The organism is Streptococcus sp. HMSC068F04 (assembly GCF_001837455.1).
GTDB lineage: Bacteria > Bacillota > Bacilli > Lactobacillales > Streptococcaceae > Streptococcus > Streptococcus salivarius_D.
The window spans coordinates 1-24675 of the sequence record NZ_KV832503.1; the positions used below are offsets into that span (position 1 = coordinate 1).

19 protein-coding genes are annotated in these 24675 nt (G+C 40.7%); 2 read left to right on the plus strand and 17 right to left on the minus strand.

The genetic code is table 11. From position 1 onward, the window contains the following. Nucleotides 1–40: 40 nt before the first annotated feature. From HMPREF2571_RS06450 to HMPREF2571_RS06465, 4 genes are all read right to left on the minus strand, one after another. A complete protein-coding gene (locus HMPREF2571_RS06450) occupies nt 41–4597 on the minus strand; it encodes a glycoside hydrolase family 70 protein (RefSeq protein ID WP_070847466.1) in 4557 nt (1518 codons plus the stop codon). 429 nt (nt 4598–5026) lie between these two features. Then, nucleotides 5027–9502 (minus strand): glycoside hydrolase family 70 protein, encoded by a 4476-nt coding sequence (locus HMPREF2571_RS06455; RefSeq protein ID WP_070847468.1) that lies wholly within the window; start codon nt 9500–9502, stop codon nt 5027–5029. Between the two features lie 264 nt (nt 9503–9766). Beyond that, a complete protein-coding gene (locus tag HMPREF2571_RS06460; RefSeq protein WP_070847470.1) occupies nt 9767–10789 on the minus strand; it encodes a glycosyltransferase in 1023 nt (340 codons plus the stop codon). 33 nt (nt 10790–10822) lie between these two features. Further along, nucleotides 10823–12103, minus strand: a complete 1281-nt coding sequence (locus HMPREF2571_RS06465) for a carbohydrate-binding domain-containing protein (RefSeq protein ID WP_070847473.1) — start codon at nt 12101–12103, stop codon at nt 10823–10825. Nucleotides 12104–12538: 435 nt separating this feature from the next. Between HMPREF2571_RS06465 and HMPREF2571_RS06470 the strand changes: the two genes are divergently transcribed. Both HMPREF2571_RS06470 and HMPREF2571_RS06475 read left to right on the plus strand, forming a co-directional pair. After that, complete coding sequence (locus HMPREF2571_RS06470; RefSeq protein WP_014633258.1) at nt 12539–13318, plus strand: polyphosphate polymerase domain-containing protein; 780 nt, start codon at nt 12539–12541, stop codon at nt 13316–13318. After that, nucleotides 13311–13994 (plus strand): DUF4956 domain-containing protein, encoded by a 684-nt coding sequence (locus HMPREF2571_RS06475; protein ID WP_004182674.1) that lies wholly within the window; start codon nt 13311–13313, stop codon nt 13992–13994. Before HMPREF2571_RS06470 ends, HMPREF2571_RS06475 begins: the two co-directional genes overlap by 8 nt. A 135-nt stretch (nt 13995–14129) precedes the next feature. Here the strand turns inward: HMPREF2571_RS06475 and HMPREF2571_RS10305 are convergent, their stop codons facing one another. The 13 genes from HMPREF2571_RS10305 to HMPREF2571_RS06540 all read right to left on the minus strand — a co-directional run bounded on the left by HMPREF2571_RS10305 (nt 14130) and on the right by HMPREF2571_RS06540 (nt 24521). Continuing rightward, nucleotides 14130–14906: a hypothetical protein gene (locus HMPREF2571_RS10305; RefSeq protein WP_083320423.1), complete on the minus strand. Its 777-nt coding sequence runs from the start codon at nt 14904–14906 to the stop codon at nt 14130–14132. Nucleotides 14907–15110: 204 nt separating this feature from the next. Beyond that, nucleotides 15111–15425: a phosphoribosyl-ATP diphosphatase gene (gene hisE / locus HMPREF2571_RS06485; protein WP_002884043.1), complete on the minus strand. Its 315-nt coding sequence runs from the start codon at nt 15423–15425 to the stop codon at nt 15111–15113. 8 nt (nt 15426–15433) lie between these two features. Beyond that, the gene (hisI, locus tag HMPREF2571_RS06490; RefSeq protein WP_070847475.1) at nt 15434–15772 is read right to left on the minus strand and encodes a phosphoribosyl-AMP cyclohydrolase; all 339 of its coding nucleotides are present in this window, start codon (nt 15770–15772) and stop codon (nt 15434–15436) included. Further along, complete coding sequence (hisF, locus tag HMPREF2571_RS06495) at nt 15769–16527, minus strand: imidazole glycerol phosphate synthase subunit HisF (RefSeq protein ID WP_070847478.1); 759 nt, start codon at nt 16525–16527, stop codon at nt 15769–15771. The genes hisI and hisF overlap by 4 nt, the downstream gene beginning before the upstream one ends. 1 nt (nt 16528) lies before the next feature. After that, nucleotides 16529–17248, minus strand: a complete 720-nt coding sequence (hisA, locus tag HMPREF2571_RS06500) for a 1-(5-phosphoribosyl)-5-[(5-phosphoribosylamino)methylideneamino]imidazole-4-carboxamide isomerase (RefSeq protein ID WP_070847480.1) — start codon at nt 17246–17248, stop codon at nt 16529–16531. 48 nt (nt 17249–17296) lie between these two features. Continuing rightward, the gene (gene hisH, locus HMPREF2571_RS06505) at nt 17297–17905 is read right to left on the minus strand and encodes an imidazole glycerol phosphate synthase subunit HisH (RefSeq protein WP_070847483.1); all 609 of its coding nucleotides are present in this window, start codon (nt 17903–17905) and stop codon (nt 17297–17299) included. After that, nucleotides 17902–18486: an imidazoleglycerol-phosphate dehydratase HisB gene (gene hisB, locus HMPREF2571_RS06510; RefSeq protein ID WP_002884025.1), complete on the minus strand. Its 585-nt coding sequence runs from the start codon at nt 18484–18486 to the stop codon at nt 17902–17904. The genes hisH and hisB overlap by 4 nt, the downstream gene beginning before the upstream one ends. A 19-nt stretch (nt 18487–18505) precedes the next feature. Then, on the minus strand, nt 18506–19789 hold the full coding sequence (gene hisD / locus HMPREF2571_RS06515; RefSeq protein ID WP_013990750.1) for a histidinol dehydrogenase: 1284 nt from the start codon (nt 19787–19789) through the stop codon (nt 18506–18508). Then, complete coding sequence (gene hisG, locus HMPREF2571_RS06520; RefSeq protein ID WP_002883998.1) at nt 19786–20436, minus strand: ATP phosphoribosyltransferase; 651 nt, start codon at nt 20434–20436, stop codon at nt 19786–19788. Before hisG ends, hisD begins: the two co-directional genes overlap by 4 nt. Next, complete coding sequence (locus HMPREF2571_RS06525; RefSeq protein WP_004182682.1) at nt 20429–21409, minus strand: ATP phosphoribosyltransferase regulatory subunit; 981 nt, start codon at nt 21407–21409, stop codon at nt 20429–20431. Before HMPREF2571_RS06525 ends, hisG begins: the two co-directional genes overlap by 8 nt. Next, nucleotides 21406–22458: a histidinol-phosphate transaminase gene (gene hisC / locus HMPREF2571_RS06530; RefSeq protein WP_013990751.1), complete on the minus strand. Its 1053-nt coding sequence runs from the start codon at nt 22456–22458 to the stop codon at nt 21406–21408. Before hisC ends, HMPREF2571_RS06525 begins: the two co-directional genes overlap by 4 nt. A gap of 769 nt (nt 22459–23227) precedes the next feature. Further along, complete coding sequence (locus tag HMPREF2571_RS06535; protein WP_041817246.1) at nt 23228–23617, minus strand: hypothetical protein; 390 nt, start codon at nt 23615–23617, stop codon at nt 23228–23230. Beyond that, nucleotides 23598–24521, minus strand: coding sequence for a phosphodiester glycosidase family protein (locus HMPREF2571_RS06540; RefSeq protein WP_013990753.1), 924 nt, complete (start codon nt 24519–24521; stop codon nt 23598–23600). Before HMPREF2571_RS06540 ends, HMPREF2571_RS06535 begins: the two co-directional genes overlap by 20 nt. Nucleotides 24522–24675: the final 154 nt, after the last annotated feature.

The following is a 24675-nucleotide window of genomic DNA, read 5'->3' on the forward strand; positions in this document are numbered from 1 at the left end:
GTCACCCACTACAGTTGACAAAGAGCCCTTTTTAAATCAATTAGTTTAGCACTCTAGGTGGATAAGCAATACCATTCTTATCAAAGTAAACGTAAACTCCTGGTTGAATTTCTATCCATGTGCTAACAGCTCTCTTACCACTATCACCATAGTAATAGCTAATTCGACCATTGCCAGCACTTACTGTTTGACCTTTTACTTGTTTACCATCCTTAGCGAAGAAATAAGTATCGTCACCAATTTTAACTTCACCAGTCACTGACTTACCATTAGCACCAATGTAGTACCAGTTGTTGTCGCCTGTTGTGAAAAACTCATTAGTCAAGCGTTCACCTGTTGAAGCATTATACTTACTATAAGTACCATCTGCATTCTTAACAACACCACCCTTAACTTGGCTTCCGTCTGCATTAAAGTATAGGTGTTGGCCATTGATGACTTGTGCACCTGTAACAGTCTTACCATTAGCGCCTGCATAGTACCAAACATTGCCATCAGTTGTGAAGAATTCGTTAGTCACTAGCTCTCCAGAACCTTCTTTGTACTTGCTGTAAGTACCATCTGCATTCTTAACAACGCCACCTTTAACTTGGCTTCCATCTTCATTGAAGTAAAGTTTTTGACCATTGATGACTTGTGCACCTGTAGCAGCAACACCGTTTGCATCAAAGTAGTACCACTTACCATTGATATTTCTCCAAGTATCCTTGATAGCATTACCAGTGTGTGCGTCAAAGTAATAAGTTTTACCTTTAAAGGTTACTAACTTATCTTTAGCTTGGAAACCGTCTTCTCCAAAATATTGTGTGAAACCATCAATAACCGTAACACCTTTGGCCATGACACCTTCATTAGTGAAGTAACGGAATTTCACAACCTTAGATTCTTTACCGTCTTTATCAGTTTCAGAAACATCAAATTTAGTGTAACCACCCTTGTACATTTGACCTTTAGAGTTATAAAGGTAGGTATTACCATTAGCATCAATGTAGAAGGCATTACTCAACATGATACCATTTGGTAAGAAACGATAAACGTCTTTACTATTTGGTGAGTATTCACTGTTAGTAACCATGTGACCACGAGCATCAAAGTAGTAAGTGTTACCATTGAAGGTTACAAAGGCAGATTTAGCTTGTGTACCACTTGTACCGAAGTAAGTGATTCCTTTACCATCACTTGAGAATCCAGTAATAACCTTTTCTTTACCTGTCAATTGAAGAGGAATGAAGTTACCTTCTTTAGTGACAGTGAAATACTTACCAGTTGCTTCATCGCTAAGTACATAGCCAACACCACGTTCAAGAACGTTTGTTCCGTTGAAGTATTCAGCCTTCCATTGTTTCAATTTAACAGAATCATCAATTGGTTTACCAGTTGAAATCATGTTTACCTTGAACATTTCAGGGTACTTAGCTTTAAGTTCAGCCAAGAATTCACCACCGTATTTAGCTTGGTAATCTTTGCCTGATGACTTAGAGTTAGCCACATAAAGTGAGTGGTCAATGATAGCGTCCGCAATCTTACGACCAGCACCATCAGTACGAGTCGCTGTTACAACTTCTTTACCTGGCAATTGGTAAATTTGGTCTGGAACCCAGTCAGCGATTGCTTGGATACCAGCCTTGTGAAGTGCTTTAAGCGCATCACGTAGATCTTCTTTAGAACCGTATTTATTGTTCTTACTCATGGCAAGATCGTAACGGTCTGCAAAGGCATAACCATTTTGGATAACTGAGTCAAGGAAGGTACCATCGTCAGCAGATACAAATTGAGGTGCCATTTCAAATGATGTTACGCCCCATGATTTGAACAAATCAACATTTTCAGCAATCTTACGGTTAGTATAGACTGAAGGATCTGAACCATCTGGAATAGTTTGGAAGTTAGAGAAGCCTTCGTAGATTAATTGTGAATCATAAGCTTCAGTCGCTTTAAGAGTCAATTCACCCTCTTTTTTAGCTTCTGTTGAAGGCGCTACTCGGATATCTTGATCATCTGAAGCTCCAACTGGAACCCAAACTGCTACGAAACCAGACATATCAAATGTTTCATAACCCTTGATGTCATTAGCACCGAAAGTCAAGACACCGTTGCTGTCTGTTTCTTTAACGTAACCTGCTGCGATTGCATCTGCATCAGATGTAAAGTTCTTGATACCATCAGCTGTACCAACAATCAAAGCACGGTATTTTTGGTTGGCATGGATTTTACCCATTTCAACATTAAGTTTAGCTGATTGATCCAAATTCAATTTTGGATTGTTAGCTACAAGTGTTACCTGACCAGAAGTACGGCTGTATTTAGAACCTTCTGTATCATTAGCTGTCATAATGTCTTTACCATAACGTACTGAAGTGTAGACTTCATTTGTGCGGTAAAGTTCAACATCTGAATTGTCCATCTTACCATCAGTTGGCAACCAGTATGAACGTTGTGCTTGCCCACCAGATACATACTTGATACGACTCTTCATCAAGTTAACAATGGTATCGTAATATGGAGACTTAGTTTCCATGTAGTGACCATCATCTGTATAAAGGTCTCCATAGTAGACACGAGTGATAGTTTCCATGTTTTGCAACATAACCGCGTAAGCCGCTGGGATGTTGTTAAGCGTATATTTTTTGTCGCTGCTGAGCATGTCTTTGTTGTAAATCTCAAAGGCTTGCTTCATTTCAGCATCAGTGATCGTGAAACCATCTGATTTTGGATTGATTTCTTTCTTGATGATTTCAGCAATAATATCTTGAACGTTGTTATCATGGGCACGGATAAAGACGTAGTTTCCTGACGCATCTCCGTATTTCTCGTTATATTTACCGATTGTAGACTGTTTAACTGTTCCGTCTTCGTTATAGGCCTTGCTTCCATCTTTGTTAATCCAATCAGTCTTTTCATCACGTTGTGTCGTGTTGAAAGTATTGTTATACAAAGGACTTACAGCTGGTGTACGTTCTTTGATTGGTTTAGCCAATGAGAAGAGGAGAGCCAAACGTTGTTTGTTTTCCATAGCAAGCGCAGCGCCATCTGTCTTGTCATTGTAGTGGTTGTCATTAAGGCTCCATGCTTCAAGGACTGAGATGTGAGCAAGAGCGTTTGCTTCAGATTTGTTAACACCATAGTACTCACGGAAGTAGTTTGTGTAGAGTTGAAGCATGTCTGCATCGACATTATCTACCGCGTCGACACGGATACCATCGAAGTTAGCATCCTTGTCACCCATAACGATTGAACCCCAGTTCATAAGGTAGTGGATTTGGTTCAATTGTTCCGCTTGAACAACTGGGTTTGACAAATCTACGTCATTAGCTAGCAAGAAGTCGAAACCACCCATGTGGTTTGGATCTGATTGCTCATCAAGAATTGATTTATCAATTGTACCAGTCTGGTTAGTTGCTGTACGGTTCAAACGACGATAGTCAGAATTCGCCCATGGTGTACGTGAATCATTCACATAAAGAAGGGCACCACCTTGAAGGTGATCTTCGCCGCCACCTTTAGAGTAGTTTTCAGTTTCTTTGTTCCATTGTGGTTGTGTCTTAACAAAGGCAGAGATAGTTTCACGCAACCATTGTGTTGATTTTTCAGCCTGAATCTTTTGCTCAATCTTGATTTGAATGTCCTTAGCAGCAACTTTCAAAGTTTCTTGCTTATCTGTACTTGAATATTTAGCATCCAAGTTAAATACTTTAGACATGTAGTTCAAGTAGTTAACTTGTGTATCTACATTTGGCCACCAAGCCATCAAAAGTGGACGGAAATCTTCTGCAGTTGATGCTTGCCAAGTTACACCATCTTTGATGATAGAAGCTGGACGGTACCAGCTATCTGCAGTCAAATAACCATCAATCAATTCAAAGCTAGCTTCAGATGAATCGTAGGCACGGTTATTTATTGAGAAACCATCAACAATATTTGTTGTTCCTGGTGTGAAAGAGTATGTTGATGAACTTGTAAGAGCACCATCTTTACCGAAGTAAAGCAATTGACCATTTACAGTAATGGCAAAGTTTTCTTTGTGTGAACCATCTTCATTAACATAGTAATATTTACCATCAATGTTTTTGATGTTTTTCAAGGAAAGCGCAGCTTCTACTTCTGAATCTTTCAAAGCAGCTTCTGGCGCCTTAACTTCTGTATTAACAACTTCAGCCTTCACTGTTGCTGGTTGTTCTTCTGCTTTTTCAGTTGTAACAGCTGGTGCATCTGTTGTCACAACTGCTTCTTTATTTGGAACAGCTGCCACTGCTACATCAGCTGTTGTTGCTGTTGTAGCTGCTTCAGCTGTTGCTTGTGTGTTCGTTGTAGTCGCTGTTTCTACAGCATTTGTTTCTTTAGCAGGTGTTAAAACATCTGCTTCTTTTGTATTTGTACGTTTATCGGCTTCTTTGGTTGCTTCAGGAGAAGTAACTAAAGAAGCTGTTGTACCTGAATTTGATTGAGTTACTGTCTTATCTTGAGTTTCATCCGCTGAAACTGAAGATGTTGTTACAGACAATCCTCCCAAGACAGTAGCAAGTGCTACAGAAGCAACTGCAATTGTAACCCATTGCTTCTTAACTTTATGAAGCTTATAGTGTATCTTATTTTCCATTATAATTTTCCCCGTGATTTTATTTGTCAAAATCAGACTGAAATCTATCCGATTTCAAACAGTTATATTATATCATTATTTTCTAACTATTTCTCGAATTAATTATTTTTTTATAAAATATATGTTACATAACATTAATATTAGAAAAACTTTGTAACACACCTATTTCATAGGTTTTCAATTCTCATTTTCATATCATTTGATAACTAAAACTATTTTTCATAAAAGCCGCCAAAGTCCTTGATACAATAGCTTTTACAATGATTCTGACTCAAAATTGATATTTGTCAGATTTTTTCTTTAAGGAGCATAAAAAGGCAAAATTTCTTTAAACGATTCTCGTTTTCAAGAAATTTCACCTATAAATTCATGTCAAATCATATCGTTTTTCACTTAATCTCTCAGATTAAGATTAGATTGATTGATTATTTATTTATCAAAATCAGCATAACCATTTTCATCGAAGAAGACAGTCGTACCGTCTTGGAAAGTAATCCATGTGTTTGTCACACGTTCTCCAAGAACTGATTCGTAGTATTCTACTCCTTTTGGTGTGCTGATTGGGCTACCTTTAACTTGACGTCCCAAATTATCAAAGTAATATTCTTTACCATCGATATTTTGGCGTCCTGTTACAGCCTTACCATCTTTGAAGTAGTACCAAACATTGTTACCAGTTGTCAAGAAACGGTTATTGAGACGCTCACCTGAATCTTTGTCATAGTAAGAAAGTGATCCGTCAGCATTCTTAACAAAGTCGCCTTTGACTTGACTACCATCTTCTTTGAAGTAATAGTTTTTACCACCAACACTATAGGCACCTGTCACGATTTCACCATTATCTTTGGCGTAGTACCATGTCTTACCACCATCAAGAGTGAAGAAATCAGATTTGACTTGGCTTCCATCAGCATTGAAGTAATAGTTAAGGTGGTCAATCGTTTGACGACCTGTAGCGAGGTTACCATCCTTATCAGCATGGTACCACTTGCCGTTCACTTCGAAGAACTTGTCTTTAACCTTGTAACCATTATCTACAGTGTAGTAGCTAATCTTGCCATTTTCAGTAACAAATTCACCTTTAACTTGGGCACCATTTGCACGGAAGTAATAGTCGTGACCGTCCAAAGTAAGGGCACCTGTCACATTTTTACCAGCTGCATCACGGTAGAACCATGTTGAGCCATCTGTTGTGTAGAATTCACCCTTCTTAGCTTGGGCATAGCCTTGATCGTTGAATTCATACCAGATACCATCGATTTCTGCCCAACGATTTGTGTAGGCATTACCTGAATTTTTATCAAAGAAGTAGAGTTTTCCGTCTGGAGTCACATACTTAGTACCTTTAGCTTGGAAGCCATTTTCATCAAAGTATTGCAATCCTCCACCAGCATAAGTCAAGCCAACAGCCATTTCTCCAGTTGGTGAGAAATAACGGAATTTAGCTTCTGTTTCTGAAGTACCTTCTTTCGGTACATCGAATACAAAGTAACCATCTTTGTATTGCTCACCAAAGCTACCAAAGTAATAATATTTACCATCTTGTTGATAAATAGAATCACGAAGCTGTACACCATTTGGCAAGAAGAAATAAGTCTTACCATCGATATCTTGACGACCAGTCAACATATAACCTTCTTTATCGAAGTAATAGTAATTTCCAGCATATTTAATGAAAGCATTCTTAGCTTGGAAACCACTATTATCAAAGTAGGCCATACCCTTACCATCATAGTAGAAACCTGTCTTACCACCTTGGTCTGTCAAAGGTTTTGGCAAGAAGATGCCATTATCAGTAACTTGATAATAGCGACCAGTAGCATCGTTACTGAGAACATAACGATTACCACGACCAAGGATATTAGTACCATTCATGTACTTAGCAGACCATTGCTTGATTTTAACAGATGGATCAATCTTCTTACCAGTTGATATCATCACATCTTCAAACAACTGTGGATATTTCTTTTGGAGCTCATCAAGGAACTCACCACCATATTGAGCTTGGAAGTCCTTACCTGATGATTTAGAATTTGCAACATATAAAGTGTTATTGATATAAGCATTGGCCTTTGGAGTACCATAACTATTTGCACGTGTTGCTGTTACAACTTCTTGTCCTGGCAATTGGTAAAGTTGATCTGGAACCCAGTCAGCAATTGCTTGAATACCTTGCTTGTGAAGGGCTTTAAGTGCATCACGAAGATCTTCTTTAGAACCGTATTTGTTATTCTTGCTCATGGCAAGGTCATATCGGTCAGTAAAGGCATAGCCATTTTGGATAACAGAATCAAGGAAGGTACGGTCATCAGCCGATACAAATTGAGGAGCCATCTCGAATGATGTGATTCCCCATGACTTGAAGAGTTCTGCGTTTTCTGCAATCAATTTATTAGTATATTGGCTATCTTTTTCAACAAAATCTTGGAAGTTTGAGAAACCTTCATAGATAACTTGTGAGTCCAATGCTTCAGTAGCAGAAAATGTCTTGTCAAGTTTCTTATCTGAACCTTTAACACGGATATCTTGGTTATCAGGCGCACCTACTGGTACCCAAACACCAAGATAACCTCTCATATCAACAGTTCGATACCCCTTGATTTCATCTCCACTGAAAGACAAGTTTCCTTCAGCATCAGTGTATTTAATTTTTCCAGCTGCTGCTGCATCATTTTCGTAAGTGACAATTCCCTTATCAGTACCAAGAAGTAATGGACGGTAGGCTTGGTTAGCATGAAGTTTACCCATGTTAACTTTCAAAGTACCATCACCCAATGAGAAATCCTGATTATTGGCAATAAGGGTCAACATACCAGAATGTTTACTTGTTTCTGCTACACCCGTAGTTTGGTCAGCAGTCATAATATCTTTACCGTAACGAACAGATGACAAGATTTCTTTTCCATTGAACGTGTCGACTTTCATCGATTGTCCACCTGAAACATATTTCATACGGTTCTTCAAGAGTGTTGTGATAGCATCGTAGTAAGGAGACTTGGTAGCCATATATTGGCCGTTATCCGTATAAAGATCTCCATAATAAACACGAGTTACCTGCTCCATATTTTGAAGAATCAAAGCATAGGCGGCTGGAATATTGTTAATAGTATAACGTTTTTCTGCCTTCTTCATATCTTCATTATAGATTTCAAAGGCACGTTTCAATTCAGCATCAGTCATGGTATAACCATCTGATTTTGGATTGATTTCTTTTTGAACAATATCGCGAATGATATCTTGAACAAGGTTATCATGAGCACGCGCAAAGATATAGTTAGCTTGTGTATCTCCATACTTACTATTATTTGTACGGTCTGTCAAACTGCTAGTAATCAAATCTTTCAATGAAGAGCCCGAACCATAAAGTGCACCCATAATTGCATAACGAAGGTTATTATCCATGGCAAGGGCTGCACCATCATGTTTTTGATTATAAGCATTATCATTTAAATCCCAAGCTTCAAGGATAGAAATGTGAGCGAGTGCATTAGCTTCAGATTTATCCACACCAAAGGCTGCGCGGAAGTAGTTTGTATAAACTTGGAGAAGGTCTGCATCAACATTATCAACTGCATCAACACGGATACCATCAAAGTTAGCATCCTTATCACCCATAACAATTGATCCCCAGTTCACAAGATAGTGAATTTGGTTCAACTGCTCAGCTTGCACAACTGGGTTTGAGTTATCAACGTCATTGGCAAGTAGGAATTCATAACCACCCAAGTATCTTCCTGTACCATTTAGAGAACCATCTTGGTTACTTGGTGTACGGTTAAGCAAACGGTAATCGGAATTTGCCCAAGGTGTCTTATCATTATTGACATAAAGAAGAGCTCCCCCTTGAAGGTGGTCAGCAAGGGTATAGTTTTCAGTTGTAGTATTCCACTGGTCTTGTTCTTTTACAAAAGACTCAATTGCTTGACGAAGCCATTCAGTTGATTTTTTAGCTGAAATTTCTTGTTCAATCTTAATTTGAATTGTCTTAGCAGCTGCATTCAATTCAGATTGACTTTGGCTAGTTGAATAAGTTGCGTTAAGGTTAAAGTGTTTAGAGAAAGTATTGAGGTAGGCTACTTGTGTATCTACATCAGGCCACCATGCCATCAAAAGTGGACGGAAATCTTTCTCAGTTGACACACGCCATTTTTCACCATTTTCCAAAATAGTGACTGGACGGTACCAGCTGTTTGGTGTCAAGTACCCATCTACCAACTCGAAGCTTTCCTTCTTAGAATCGTAAGCACGGTTATGTGAAGAAAAAGCATCAACTAGATTAGTTGTACCTGGTGTGAATGAGTGTGTTGATGTGCTTGTCAAAGCACCGTCTTTACCGAAGTAAAGCAACTGGCCATTAACTGAAACAGCAAAATTTGTTTTGTATGAACCATCTTCTTTGACATAATAGTATTTACCATCAACTTGTTTGATGTTGTTCAAAGAGAGCGCTGCTGTTTCTTCTTTTTCAGTAACACCAGATTTTGGTTTTTCAGCTACTGTAAGCGTTGTATCTGTTGCTGCTGCAGCTGGTGTTTCTGTTGTCGCACCATTTGCTACTGCTGCACGATCAGTTGTTGCTGGTGTTGCAGTATTAGTAGTTGTATCTGCTGCAGTGGTTGCTGCCGCAGGAGTTTCGACTGTTGCAGCATCAGCAGCCTTGTCAGTTGTTGTTGCTGTCGCATCTGTCGTAGCAGTTGCTGCAGGAGCGGCTACTTCATGCGTTTCAACGACAACATCGCTTTCAGCTGTCGTAGAGGCAACTGGTTGAGTTGTTTCATCAGCTGAAACCTTTTGATTGGCAACTGTAGCACCACCTACGATAGAGGCAAGTGCTACCGAAGTGACGGCAATCGTCACCCACTGCTTCTTAACTTTGTGAAGCTTATAATGTACCTTTTTTCCCATTTTAGGTCCTCATTTCATTTTCCTAGTTTGAATAAAATCTACATAATTCAAACAATTTCATTATAGCATATTTTTTTCAGTCAACTAGAGTCTTTATCAAATCATTTCAATTTTTAATCATATTGTAAATTGATTAACATTTCAACAAATATTAAAGACTACCGAATGTAGAAAACGGTAGTCTTTTTCTATTTTTAGGAAAGTTTTTAGAGGTAATTTAATAAGCTATCTCTATTCAATCAGTAGCAATTTAAAAGTCAGCTATTAAGCAAAAACGACGTTATGTTGGACCCTGTAGCTAACTAAAAAGAGCGAGGTTTCTGTGACTAATTTTGCCAGAACCAGTCCTAAACCAATAGCAACTAGACTACTAAGTAAGAAATAGTTACAGGCCAGGAGGACCAAGACCAACATAAAGTAGCGAACACTCGATCTAAAGAGAGAGCTTGTCGGATTAAAGACCACATTAGCGTTCAGCAGACACTGGCTGGAAGCCGAAATCACACGAGCTAGCACGACCGAAAGGAGCAGATTCTTCGTCAAGGCAAAGAGCACAAATAAGGCTGTTGCATCAATGACTGAGGCCAAGACGGCCGTGCCAGAGAACTTTAAAAAAGGGCTGTAAATACGGATGGAATCACGAATGGGCCGGAAGTGCGAGCTTTTATTTTCCTCCAGATAAACGGTCTCGATTGGGACTTCAGAGATTTGGTGGCCTGATTTTTTGGCTTCAAGCAACATATTAAACTCGTACTCAAAACGATTGCCATCCAGATTAAGAAGCCATGGAATCAGGTCAGTTGACATGCCTCGAAGACCCGTCTGAGTATCTGTCACCTTTTGGCCAGTTACTAGACGGAAAAGTCCAGCAGTCACTTTATTTCCAAAACGGCTACGTGCTGGCACCTTACCAACAAAGGCACGCGCACCCAAAACAAGATGACTTGGATTTTCCTCGGTTGCCTTGGCCACACGGACAATATCTTTAATCAGATGCTGACCGTCACTGTCAACTGTGACTATAGGTTGAGCCGAAAGGTGCTGACCGACTACTTCTTCTTGAATATAAGCGAAAGCAGTCTTAAGAGCAGCTCCCTTTCCTTTATTAATCGGATGAGTTAGGACAGTCGCTCCAATAAAAGCCGTTTCGTCGTAATAGTCGTTATAGCCTGGGCCACTCCCATCATTAACAACAATAATACGGGCTTTAGGGAGTTTTATGGTAATATCTTGAACCACCTGAATCAGGCGTTTGTCTGGTTCATAAGCTGGAATAATAATATACATAGGCACTTCCTTTCTGTTTCATCCTATGACTCTTTAGTGACCTCCGCCAAAGCCACCTGGTTGTCCACCACCTTGGGGACCACCGCCACCTTGAGGGCCACCGCCGCCAGGCATTGAGTTTTCAATCTTAGTTTGTTTCTCACCATTGATAGTAATGTCACCACCGGTATAGGTCGCTGAACCATCGAAGTCAAAGCCAGACTGACCAGTCAAATTGATTGTTCCACCCGATACAATAATATCGCCGTTAGAATCGATTGGGTCGGTATCGCCCTGGCCAACCTCAACATTTAGAGTTCCACCAGTCATCTTGAAGAAAATCTCACTTTGACTGGCATTAGCATTGGCGGCATTAACACCATCATCCGTTGCATAGACATCTATATTTCCACCATTTATAGTCACAGATTTACCTTCGATACCTTCAGCTGATTTTTCAACCTTGTAAGTACCACTATCAATAATCAGATCACCGGACGCATGAATACCGTCGTCACCAGCCTTAATGGTCATGGTATTGTCAGACAGATACATGGTACCTACTGAGGTGTCGTCATCATTGTCGACCTTGACACCATCTTCTTCAGCCTCAATAGTCATAGTTGTTCCTGTGACATTGAGTTCATCATTGACATTGAAGGCATCACCGACTGAGGAAATCTTATAGGTACCCCCAGTCATATGAAGGCTGTCATTGGCTTTAATACCGTTGTTTTTCTTGGCATCAATGTTTAGAGTACCTGAACCGTTAATGGTCAAATCTCCTTTAGAAAAAATCACAGCATCCGCATCTTCATCACTATTAGAACTTGAATCAGAAAGTGTGTTTGTAGTGCCATCTTTAAGTGTCAGATAGACATGACCAGCCTTTGTGGCATTGATTGCTGCATTTGTATTTGTCATGGTAACACCATCCAAAACAATATGGACATCATCTGAATCCCCAGCGTCCACCTTGATTTGCACACCGTCGGATTTTCCTGAAATGACGTAGGTCCCAGCTTTGGAGATGGTTATAGTTGAACATGATAGGGCTGCACCATTACCTGAAACATCCGCAGATGAGCCTGATAACTTAATCTTAGTAGCTGAACTTTCATTATAAGAGGTATCAGAATCTTTAGAAGTAAAATAGTTGCTGTTGTTCTTATTTGTTTTCTTACTAGTCGTTGCTGTTACAGCACTTGTTTTTGATGTAGTGCTTGACGTCGTCCCAGTTGCTTGACTGCTTGATTGGCTACAAGCTGTCATGACTGTTAAGGCAGTCGCACAGGTCAATAAAGTCGTCCATTTTTTTAGTTTTTTTGATTTCATATTTTTTCCTCTCGGGTTCGTTTGGATGATTACAGTTTACGGGACTTACCTAAAACATTTCTAAAGGATAACTGAAACTTATCTTAAGTTAAGTTTGGTGAAAGTTTAGCTTAGGACTTCTTTCAGAAAAGTCCCATAGACTAATAGGCGAGCAAGTAAGTGCTATATAGAAATAGTACATTTTCGCTCAACTTTTCTACTATAAAAAAAGAATTAAAACAATAAGTCGACTGTTTGGAAATAGATGTTTCTACAATAAATTCCCTATTTTCCTGGGAGTTGCTTTACGGCTTTGTATCTTATCTAATTGAACACGCCTACAACTCGGGGGAAAAAGATGGGCCCTGCTTGGAGATAAACTCCTGCGGCTGGTCCCCCTATTTTCCTGGGAGTTGCTTTACGGCTTTGTATCTTATCTATAAAAGGAGTTTTTTCATGATTAAACAATTGGAAACACGTTTTAAACGTATTGAAACAAAATATGTGGTCTCAAAGGAAAATCTTGAAGACCTGCTCACTGATCTTAAGGAGTATTTGGTAGAGGATGATTATCCGACATCTACCATTTCAAATATTTACTTTGATACGGATAATTTTGACGTCATCCAAGATGCCTTAGATGGTAATCACCGTCAAGAGAAAATCCGCATGCGTACCTACCTAGCCAATCCCAAAATTGATAGTAAGGTCTTTTTAGAGGTAAAAGCCAAAGATGATGAAGGAATCGGTCATAAGTTTCGTCTTGTTTCAACTCCACTTGCCATCACTAACTTGCTGACAGACGGTAAGAACCATGGTCAAATCACTGACCGCCAGCTATTACAGGATATCCACCACTTACGTCAACGCTACGATGAGGGGCTCAAACCTCGTATGTATATCTACTACGACCGTTTTTCGATGAAAGAAAAAGAGACTATCGAAGGCTATGCCTACAATAAAGTTCGTGTTACCCTTGACCAAAATCTGACTTACCGTGATGAAGACGTCAGTCTCTTTAAGGGAAATCATGGTTCTCCCCTTCTAGATGAAGATACGATAATCATGGAAATTAAGGCACCTGGGCAAAAACCAGACTGGCTTCAAGCTATCTTAGACAAACATGGTTTGGAAGAGCAAAAATTCTCAAAATATAGCTGCGCCTATCATAAGTCTCAAGGTCTAGACTACGGACCACATCCAGTTCAAGAAAAAGGAGCTGCCGCCTATGTCTAATCTCTTCAATTCTATCTTTAATGATGCGACAGCAACCGCTAGTCCTCTTCAACTCATGCTGGCCTTACTGGTCAGCCTTGTTTTAGGATTGGCTCTAACCTGGACTTACAAATACCGGACCCTCTACACCAGAGAATTTGTTATTAGTTTGACCCTGCTTCCATGTTTGATGACCCTAGTTATCTTCCTTGTTAATGGTAGTTTGGGGACCTCTATCGCCGTGGCAGGGACCTTTAGTCTCATTCGTTTTCGTTCAGCGACTAGTGGTTCCAGAGAACTAATCGCTGTCTTCATGGCCATGATTATTGGTCTGGCATCTGGGACAGGCTATCTCTTACTGGCTGTCCTCTTTACCATTTTCCTTCTAGCTGTTTGGCTTCTTTTGGAAAATCGTCAAAGTCGTACCGACAACCAACGTCGTAGACTCCTGACCATTAACGTCTCCTACCAAGACCTGATTGATCAAAAAATCACTAAAGCCCTGCTCAATTTCACCAGTGAATGCGACTTGATTTCCCTTAATACCACAGGTGGAGGCGAGACCATGCAACTGGTCTACGAAGTGGACTTGAATCCCCAAGTGGACGACTTCCAATTGACTAATCATCTTATCTCAAGTATTGAAAATTGTGACCTTGCCCTAACCAAAAAGGCTAAAAAGAAAAAGAATTTGTAAGACAAAAAGACATCTCCGACTGATTTTCGGAGATGTTTTTACATGTTTTGAGGTTAACATTTTCACTTAGCTGTAACCCCACTTTTAACGGCCTAGTATGGCAGTCTAGCTTATCGATCAAAATCAAAATACTTTCTAATCATCTTCATCTTGGACAACCTTACCATCTTGTACGTTAAAGGTATAGCCAATGTGATTGTAATTATCTTCATCAATTGAGTAAAAATAAAATTCGTACTCTCCGTCTGGTAGCTTGCTAGCATCCAGTTTAGTTGTGGCCTCTTCTAAATCTTTCTTACTAGTATTATCTGTATCGCCTACTTCTATTCTCATAGTAACAAGGTGTTCTTCAATCATTGTTTGGTAGGGAATTTGATAATACCCATAAAAATCATGCTTGCCATTTTTACGGTTTTCTTTGGCTATGCGCACTAAATTATCAGAAGCCTCTTGATCTATCAGTGTATTATCTCTGAAGGAGAAATCTTCGATATCAAGGCCTAAAGATTGCTTCTTAAGCTCCTTAAAGAGTTTCTGCTCTTCTTTTTTTACAGATTTTTGTTGTAAATAGGTTTGCGAGTAAAGGCCAGGAGTCATATATTCTTCACTATAAACTGTCCAGTCCAGTTGAAATGTAATTTTTCCATCTAATATTATGGGTTGATTATCGTAGGTTTCCTCTGAATAGGTATAATAGAAATAAATGCCTGCACTATCTAGAAACACCTTTTTGATATGCTTAACTTGGACCTTTCCCTTAAAACCATTATGAGCCAAGACTTTTTGCGTTTTATCCCTGGCTTTTGAGTAAGTAATTGGAAGTAGCACTGTGCAACGAACTAAAAGAATAGAACAGAGGAGGAGAATGGCAAAGAGAGAAAGCTTTAAAATATTAGGAGTATTTTTCTTCATAGGACATCCTTCCTTTCCTCAATCATTTGTATAAATAAGCACACCAAATCCTTCAAATAAAACGAGCTTTCTTCACTCCTATCATAGCATTTTAAAGCGCTTTCTCATGGTGGTTAGAGGAACAAAATAATTAGAATTTCTCTGTCAAAAAAGCCTGAATCACTTCAGGCTTTTCGTTTTAGTCTCAATCGGTTGAGATAATCCTCAATAATCCGTTACTTCTTTTCGGTCATGGACATTGCTTTGTTTGCCTTGACGTGCTTTAAGTACGGCTTCTACGTCTTCAGGGCTGACCCCTGTTTCAACGAGCATGACTGCTAGGTGGTAGAGGACGTCTGCTGTCTCGTTGGCAATTTCTTCTTTATCAGCATTTTTGGCTCCGATCACAACTTCTGTTGCTTCCTCGCCAACCTTTTTAAGAATCTTGTCTAGCCCCTTGTCAAAAAGGTAATTGGTATAAGACCCTTCTTTTGGATTCTTTTTACGATCTAAGGCTTCCTTATAAAGTGTTTCTAACATAGCTACTCCTATCTATCTTGATTGTCATCATATATTTCCGTAAAGAAACAGCTGTAGGCTCCTGTATGACAGGCTGCTCCTTCTTGTTCCACAGCGATAAGCAGGGTGTCCTGATCACAATCTGTCTTGATGCTTTTGACATGTTGGAAATGACCAGATGTGGCTCCCTTATGCCAAAGCTCATTTCTAGAACGGCTCCAGTAATGCATTTGTTTGGTCTCAAGTGTCAACTGATAGGACACCTCATTCATATAGGCCAACATGAGTACCTGCCCCGTCTTGTAATCTGTCACAATAACCGGTACCAGTCCGCCTTGTTTGTCAAAATCAAGTTTAACCTCTGTCATTGTCTCACCTCAATTCCTGTATTTGCCAAGACTTGTTTGGTTTCGCCTATATTTACCTCACCAAAGTGGAAGATAGAGGCTGCCAGAGCACCCGTTGCTGTTGTCTTTTCAAAGACTTCTACAATATCCTCAATATTTCCTGCACCACCAGAGGCAACGATCGGAACATCGACGACTTCCGCCACACGATTGAGCATTTCCAAATCAAAACCAGACTTGGTGCCGTCCTTGTCCATGCTAGTTAAGAGAATTTCTCCAGCCCCCAAGGCGACGACTTCTTGAGCCCATTGGATGAGGTCCCTACCTGTATCCTTACGACCTCCCGCCACAAAGACATGCCAGCTCCCATCAGCCATCTTTTTAGCATCAATCGCAGCCACTACACACTGATTCCCAAATTTTTGAGCACAATCAGCAATTAGTTGCGGATTGGCAAGGGCTGAGGAATTGACGGCAACCTTGTCAGCACCGGCTTTGAGCATCTTGTTCATGTCTTCAACTGAACGGATACCACCACCAACCGTGAAGGGGATAAAGACCTGATCGGCAACACGACGCACCATATCAACCGTTGTTTCACGATTATCCGAAGTCGCTGTGATGTCCAAGAAAACAAGTTCGTCACAACCAGCCTCATAGTAGGCACGCGCAGAATCAACAGGGTCACCAACATCTGTCAGATTCACAAAATTGACCCCCTTGACGACACGGCCATCCTTGACATCCAAACAGGGAATAATACGTTTTTTAAGCATATTAACCTCCGAAAGACTTGAGTTGGTCTAGAGTGATATTGCCGTTATAGTAGGCTTTGCCAACAATGGTTCCTACTACACCAATCTCTTCTAGGTGATCTAAGTCAGCTACTTCTGCAATTCCACCTGAAGCAATGACTTTGGCGGTTGTGAGTTCAGATACCAAACGTTTGTAGTGATCAAGATTGGGTCCTGTCAGTGTGCCATCTCGATCAACATCAGTATAGACAAAGAGGGTTACGCCCATCTTTTCCATTTCCTTGGCCAAGGTGATGTAGTCTACATTGCTGGTTTCCAACCAGCCTTCAGTAGCGACAAACCCTGCCTTGGCATCAATACCTACGACGATTTTATCGGCACCAAATTCCTCTAAAGCTGCTCGAACGAAGTCAGGATTTTTAACGGCCATTGAACCGATAATGATACGGTCGATGCCAACTTCCAAATAGTCACGAATCTGCTCCAAGGTACGGATACCGCCACCAACTTCGATGCCAAGTCCAGAAACCTTCTTGACCTCTGCAATCAAGTCACGGTTAGTGGCACGACCATCTAGGGCACCGTCCAAGTCGACGACATGAATAAACTGAATGCCCGCATCCTTAAAGGTCTTTGCCTGCTCAATAACATCTGGATTGACAACGGTTTGTTGATTGAAATCTCCTTTAAAGAGACGAACAGCCTGTCCATCCTTAATATCAATTGCTGGTAGAATTTGCATCTCCCCTACCATCCTTTCTAACTAAAAAGTCTTTGCTCTCACTAGCTTCTAGGCTTTACATAACCCTGCAAACTTTTCAAGAATACCTAAGCCAATATCCCCTGATTTTTCAGGATGAAATTGGGCCCCATAAACATTGTCTTTATGAATCATGGCTGGTACCTCAATACTATAATCTGCGGTAACATCAATGTATTGGCTAGGGACATCCGTGAAATAACTGTGAACGAAGTAGACAGCTTGGCCGTCTAAACCATCTGTCAAAGGGCTGGCTTGCTTAACAGCCAAATCATTCCACCCCATATGTGGGACAGGCTGCTCCTTGCTGGCTGGAATAGGACGGCAGACACCTGGAATAAAGCCAAGACCATCTGTTTCTTCATGTTCCAGTCCTTTTTCTGTTAAAATCTGCATGCCTAAACAAATTCCCAAAAGAGGAACTCCCTTTGCGACGGCCTCTTTGATAACAGCTACCAAGCCTCTTCGCTCAAGCTCTGCCATGGCTGTTGGATAAGCACCCACACCAGGTAAAATCAAACCATCTGCAGCTAGGATTTTTTCTTTATCAGCAGACAATTCTGCAGTCACACCGATCTTTTCAAGGGCACGCAAAACATTGGCGGTATTCCCCGCATCGTAATCAATGACGATAATCATAGCATCCCCTTTGTTGAGTTTACACCATGAATATCAGGATTAACTGTGATAGCCTCACGCAAGGCACGTCCTGTTGCCTTGAAGAGACTTTCTGACTTGTGGTGATTGTTTTTTCCGTGGAGAATCTTGAGGTGGAGATTCATTTGAACATTGAAAGCCAAGGCTTGGAAAAATTCTTCCACCAGTTCTGTGTCAAAATTACCCAATTTTGGATTATCAAAACTAGCATCAAAGACCAAGAAGCTACGTCCAGACAAGTCTAAACTTGCCATTCCAAGGGTTTCATCCATAGGTACAAAAGCCGTTCCATAACGGTTGATCCCTGCTTTATCGCCCAAGGCCTCTTTAAGAGCTTGACCAAGGACAATGCCGACATCTTCAACAGTGTGGTGACTATCAACCCAAAGATCGCCATCAGCCTTCACCACCAAAGACATACGACCGTGGCGGGCAAACAAGGTCAACATGTGGTCAAAAAATCCGACACCTGTTTGAATATCTACTGGTTCTTGAGCATCTAAATTGAGGCTTAACTTAATTTTGGTTTCAAAGGTATTACGTTCAATTTCTGCTTGTCTCATAACTTCTTCCTCTACTCTCTCAATTATTGTCATTTCTGACTTCAATTGCCTTGGCGTGGGCCTGCAAACCTTCCGCATAAGCCAAGGTTGTGATATCGTGCTGAGCCTTATTGACTGCTGCCTTGTCGTATTGTGTATATTGGATACGTTTGACAAAATCGTGCACGCCTAAAGCTGATGAAAAGCGACTAGTCGCTGTCGTCGGAAGAACGTGGTTGGCACCTGCATAGTAGTCGCCAATTGGTTCACTAGTAAAGTGACCAAGAAAGACGGAACCAGCATTTTCCACTTTTTCCAAGTAATCATAAGCATTGTCCATAGCAATTTCCAAATGTTCTGGCGCAACCAAGTTCATAAGTTCGAACATGGCATCTGTATCATTGGCAATAATAATACGACCGTTATTTTCGACAGATGGACGAGCAATCGCCTCGCGTGGCAAAAGCTTGAGTTGACGTTCAATCTCACTTTCAACCGCATCAGCCAAGGCTTCAGAATCTGTTACCAAAATGGCGCGTGCGCGTGTGTCGTGCTCTGCTTGAGACAAGAGGTCAGCTGCCACATAGGTTGGATTGGCACTACTATCAGCAATAACACCAATTTCTGATGGCCCTGCAATCATATCAATACCGACAATACCGTAAACTTGTTTCTTGGCAGTCGCCACGAAAATATTACCAGGACCTGTAATCTTGTCCACCTTTGGAATCGTTTCTGTACCAAAGGCCAAGGCCGCAACCCCTTGAGCCCCACCAACTTGGTAAATGCTATCCACACCGGCCAATTTGGCGGCTACCAGAATCGCAGGAACAAAATGCTCTTGAGGCGGCGTAATCATAATAATCTCTTTAACCCCTGCAATTTTAGCAGGAATAACATTCATAAGAACTGACGATGGATAAGCCGCAGTTCCTCCAGGCACATAAACACCCACACGATTGATAGGACGAATCAATTGACCACGAATAACACCCTCACTTGGTTGGTCCTCAAAACCAGTCTCCAACTGATGTTTGTGATAGGATTCAATGTTTTCTTTGGCATTAACTAGGGCTTGGTAAACCTCTGGATCAATCTCTTTAAAGGCTTGATCAATCAAGTCCTGTCCAACTTCAAAATCAGTCAAGCCAACCTTATCAAATTTAGCTGAATAGTCACGAAGGGCCTCGTCTCCACGCTTTTTAACGTCTTCAATGATAGCCTGAACCGTGCTTTCAACGTCTCTATTTTCTTTTGACAGTTCCAATTGCTCCTGATAAAGAAGCTCCGCAATTTCTTTATTTGTTCCAGTTAATCGTTTCATTCGAACGGTACCTCCTCGTTCCCTACAAGTGATTCAATCTTACAAATGAATGGTAGAACTTCCTTGTTATTTTTCAAAGAAGCCTTATTAACAATCATTCGTGCTGAAATCCTGCAAATATCTTCATAAACTTTTAAGCCATTAGCAACAAGGGTATTCCCTGTTTCCACAATATCGACAATGGCATCCGCTAGACCAATGACCGGGGCAATCTCAACACTCCCCTGAATTGAAATAATCTCAACATCCTCACCCTTTTGATTAAAATAGTCCGTCGCAATGGTTGGATACTTGGTGGCGATACGTTTACGCTTATGGTCATCAGGATTATAGTCTTCTGTTGATGCTACGGAGAATTTACAAAGGCCAAAATTAAGGTCTAACATTTCCAAATAGCCTGTCGGATGTTCAACCAAAACATCCTTTCCGACAATCCCAATATCTGCGACACCGTGTCTAACATAGGTGGTCACATCTGGTGCTTTGACTAGGAGAAAACGGAAACGTTTGTCAGGACTTTCAAAAATCAAATTACGTCCCTTATCAGCCATGAAAGACATATCAAAGCCAGCTTTTTCTAGTAATTTAACCGTATCTTTCTCAATACGTCCCTTGGTCAAGGCAATTGTGATTTGATTGCTAGTCATCCAAGTCACCTCCAAATTCCACATCATCATGCACTGCTTGATAAACCGAATCGACATCAATGGCCCAACCAACCGCTGTTAACTCGGTGGCACCAAAGCGTTCAAATAGTTTATCGTAACGACCACCTGATACAAAGGCATCTGGTACCTTATCACCGAAGACCTTAAACATCATGCCTGTATAGTAAGGCACTGCTGGCAATTGAGCTAAATCAAGCGTCGTCTCTGGGAGACTATCTGCTAGGCGATTGGTTAAGACTTCCAAACTATCTAGAGCCGTCAAAAAGGCTTCACTGTCTGTCAACTGTCTAGCCTTGGTCAAGACATCCTTTGTCTCACCAAAGAGGAATGGCAACTGTTCCAAGACCTTGTCATATTGACTTGGATTTTCTTTGGTGAATTCCTTGAGCCCTGTGATTGACTTATCACGGATATAGGCCGCTAACTCTGCTTCTTTTACAGCTGGAAGGTCTAATTCTTCAAAAATGAGTTGCAAGAGACGAGCATGTGAAAACTCAAACTTGTAATTTTTGACACCGGCAGCATCCAGAGCCTCTTTAGCAGATATTACAGCTTCTTCCATGGCCCGGTGAACGGGGAATCCTATGATCTCAATACCAGCCTGCGTATGCTCATTGGATAGGCCACGCATCTCCTCATTGTAGTTAAATACTTTTCCAGAGTAAGAAAATTTTATGGGTGTATGAACTTGTGTCGAAGCAATCACGCGCCCAATTTGGCTGGTAATATCCGGACGTAAGCTAACAAGATCTCCATTTTTATCAAAGAAATTGTAGTTACCATTGTCCACAACATCGCTAAAGACTTCGAAATGCTCCAAGGTTGGTGTCTCAATTCGAAGAAAGCCCTTTGTCATCAACAAGTCACAGATACGATGCTCAATCCGATACATGGTACGGGCACGTTTGAAAAGTTTATCGTGCATTCCTAAGGCTAATGTCGTTTTTTTCATGCTTGTAACTCCTGTATTGTCATTAGTACGCGCTCCATCTCATCCTGAGTTCCAATCGAGATGCGTAGTCTGTCTGAAATACGCTCCACTTTTGGAAAATAACGGACATAAATTTTCTTACTTTGGAGATAGTCAAACAATTGGCCTGCCGTCACTCCGTGCGGTTTAACCAAAACAAAATTGGTTTTTGAAGGCAGCACATCAAAGCCAATAGCTTGCAATTCTTGACTAAACCAGTCACGTGTATCCATAATCTTAGCGCAGATATCCTCATAATAATCCCAAGACTGAACGGCTGCAGTCGCCAAGACTTCTGCGATGCTATCCACATTATAGGGATTGACCGAATTTTTGACGGCATTGATCACAGCCATTAGCTTTGGACTTCCGATGCCATAGCCAACACGCAAACCTGCAAGTGAGGCGTCCTTAGAAAAGGTCCTGGTGATAAATACATTTTCATACTTTTCTAAGAGAGGTAAGGCAGTCTCCCCACCAAAGTTAATATAGGCTTCGTCAATAATCACAACTACTGACTGATTGGCCTTTACAATCTCTTCAATTTGATCGAGAGGTTTATAAATACCTGTTGGCGCATTTGGGTTAGTAAGGACAATCCCACCATTTTCAACCAGATAATCTTGAGTATCAATCTCAAATGAAGAGTTCAAGGACACTTCTCTAAATGGGATGCGATACAAATCTGCCCATACCTTGTAAAAACCATAGGTCAAATCTGGAAACAAGACTTCTTCCTCGCTATTAAAGAATGCTAGAAAAGCCATTGACAAGATATCGTCTGACCCATTTCCAATAATCACTTGATCGGCAGGAACACCCAACTGTTCAGATAAGGCCTGACGTAAAGCCTCTTGATCCAAAGTCGAATACTTGCGTAACTGATGGGCATCAAAGGATGCTAAAGCTTGATGGACTGCTGGACTTGGTCCATAGGCATTTTCATTAGTATTCAACTTAATGATATTTTTCTCAGCAGGCTGACTACCTGCCACATAGGGTTCAATCTTTCGTAATCCTTTGATTTCCATAGTTTATCCTTTCTGTTCAACTCCAACCAAGTGTACGGCTAGCTACAAATGCTAAAAGCAAGTGTAACAAAAAACGCCCTCGCAAAAACAACTTTTGCAAGGACGTTGGCACGTGGTTCCACCTTAATTCGAACAGGGGTCACCCCCTCTTCCTCATGAAGTCACAAGGTCTCTCTTGTAACTCCTAGTCTCTAACGGAACCACCCGTCGTACACTACTGTCATCCAGAGTTCGCATACGCTCTCAAGAATGTGTCGTCTTTGATCTCATGCGTTCTCAGCTTCCCGCATTCTCTGTGAAACGATCTGACTTTTTCTATCAACGATTTCGATTTTAATTTATTTTACCTGAAAATTCAGAACAAAGCAAGTCTTTTTTGTATATTTTTATAAAAAGTTGAAAATCATGTATATTTAATAGCAGAAACAAGCCTTTTGAGACTTTTCTTAGGTGATGACGGACGCGGGTGAAATGATTCTGTGGATAATTCTAGCCATCCAAAAGTTCCATGCCTAAGTTTTGAACCTCATGTCTCAAAAATCCCTAGCTCCGGAAATACGATAGATTCAGGCACTTCCATCACTATAGACAGTCTCGTTCTATCTAAATTCCTATCACAAAAAAATCAGGCTCAGTAATTTTTTATGAAAATGTCTTTAAGCAAATTCCTCATTTAAAATAATTTCTTCATTTTATGATTTGTATATTTATCCTAAATATTTTTTCAATGCAAGACAAAAAGCCTGAAGCACAGCTCCAAGCTCTTATTTTAAGCCAATTTTCTAGGTCTGATAAATCCTGTCATAATACTCAAACAAAGCAGCCCTACAGCAACATACCAATAAGGCATATCTACGCTAGTCGTACGACCTGAAACCTCAACGATTCCCTTAACCAAGCAGGCACTAGCAACAACTGCAATAGACGAATTAAAGAGTAGTTTTGAAAGACGTGTTTTCACCCAAGACATTCCCACTCCTGTTAGCAGATAGATAAGTGCTCCAGCTAATGGTGCAAAAAACATCATACGCATAAACATGGATGATTCCCCGTAAGAGAAACGTTCATAGACAAAGGTAAATAGAAGGCTAAAAATGGTTAGACCGATATAAGTGAAAAAGTGTCTGCTGGCTGATTTTTTAGTAACCGATGTAAACAATATCGCTCACCGCCCTTTCTGAAATTTTGCTTCCGTTTGTGGTTGGCTTGTTAATGACTTGACCATTGAAGTACATAGTTGATGAGCCACCACCGTCAAGGTTGTAGGCTGTCGTCACACCATATGATTTCATCAACTCTGCCATTTCATAGAGGGTCAACCCTGACGATTCACTGGTACGACCATCAGAGACAATGACAATATAGTGCACACTGCCATCACTTTCTTCGATGACTCCGATGGCTGTACGTGGATTGTCTGCCATGGCTTGACCAACCTCTTCATTTTCCGATACAGCTATCTTGCCATTTTCAACTAAGGTTGGACCAAAGGCGAAGGTATTCACCACACCTGAATCGACCAATTTTTGAGCTGTTGTATCGCTCTCCTTAAAGGTCTTGAAGCTACCATCTGAGTACACTGCAAGGTCCTCGTAGTCACTGTTTCGATCAGTATCACGATAGACTTGACCATTTTTAATCACATAGCCCGACTGGTTAGCGCCATAATAGTCACCATTGATGGCAAAGATTGCATTATTCTGCTGGGCAATACTTGAAGTAGTGTCAGTAATGTTGGTCCCATAGGTATTTTGTGCCAAAGCCGTTTTAAGGTAGTCTGCACTTGAAAGCTGGATATCGGCCACATAGTAAGTGGTATCACTGGTTTTACCTGTTGTGATTTTGATATCCATATTGTCATCTTTATAAGTCGTATCCGTCTTAGTCACCTTACCAGTGCTGGTAGATGCCGTCGATGAAGCTGTGGTTGAGCTAGTCGTATTGGCCGAAACTGTTGAGACCGCTGAGGGAATGACAAAGACCTTTAAGAGAGAGTAGACATTTGCCCCCATAAGAAAAATGGTAAAAACTAAGGCATAGGCATGCCTTTTGAGAAATTTCATAGAAGACCTCCAATTTTGAAAGATAAGATTGAAACCATATGTTCCTTTTACTTGACATTAGCATAACAAGCGAAGCTTAAAATCTTCTATAATTCCCATAACCACGCCTTTTCTTTAAGCTTTCCTTAATCATAACCACCCGTCTAACGGGTGG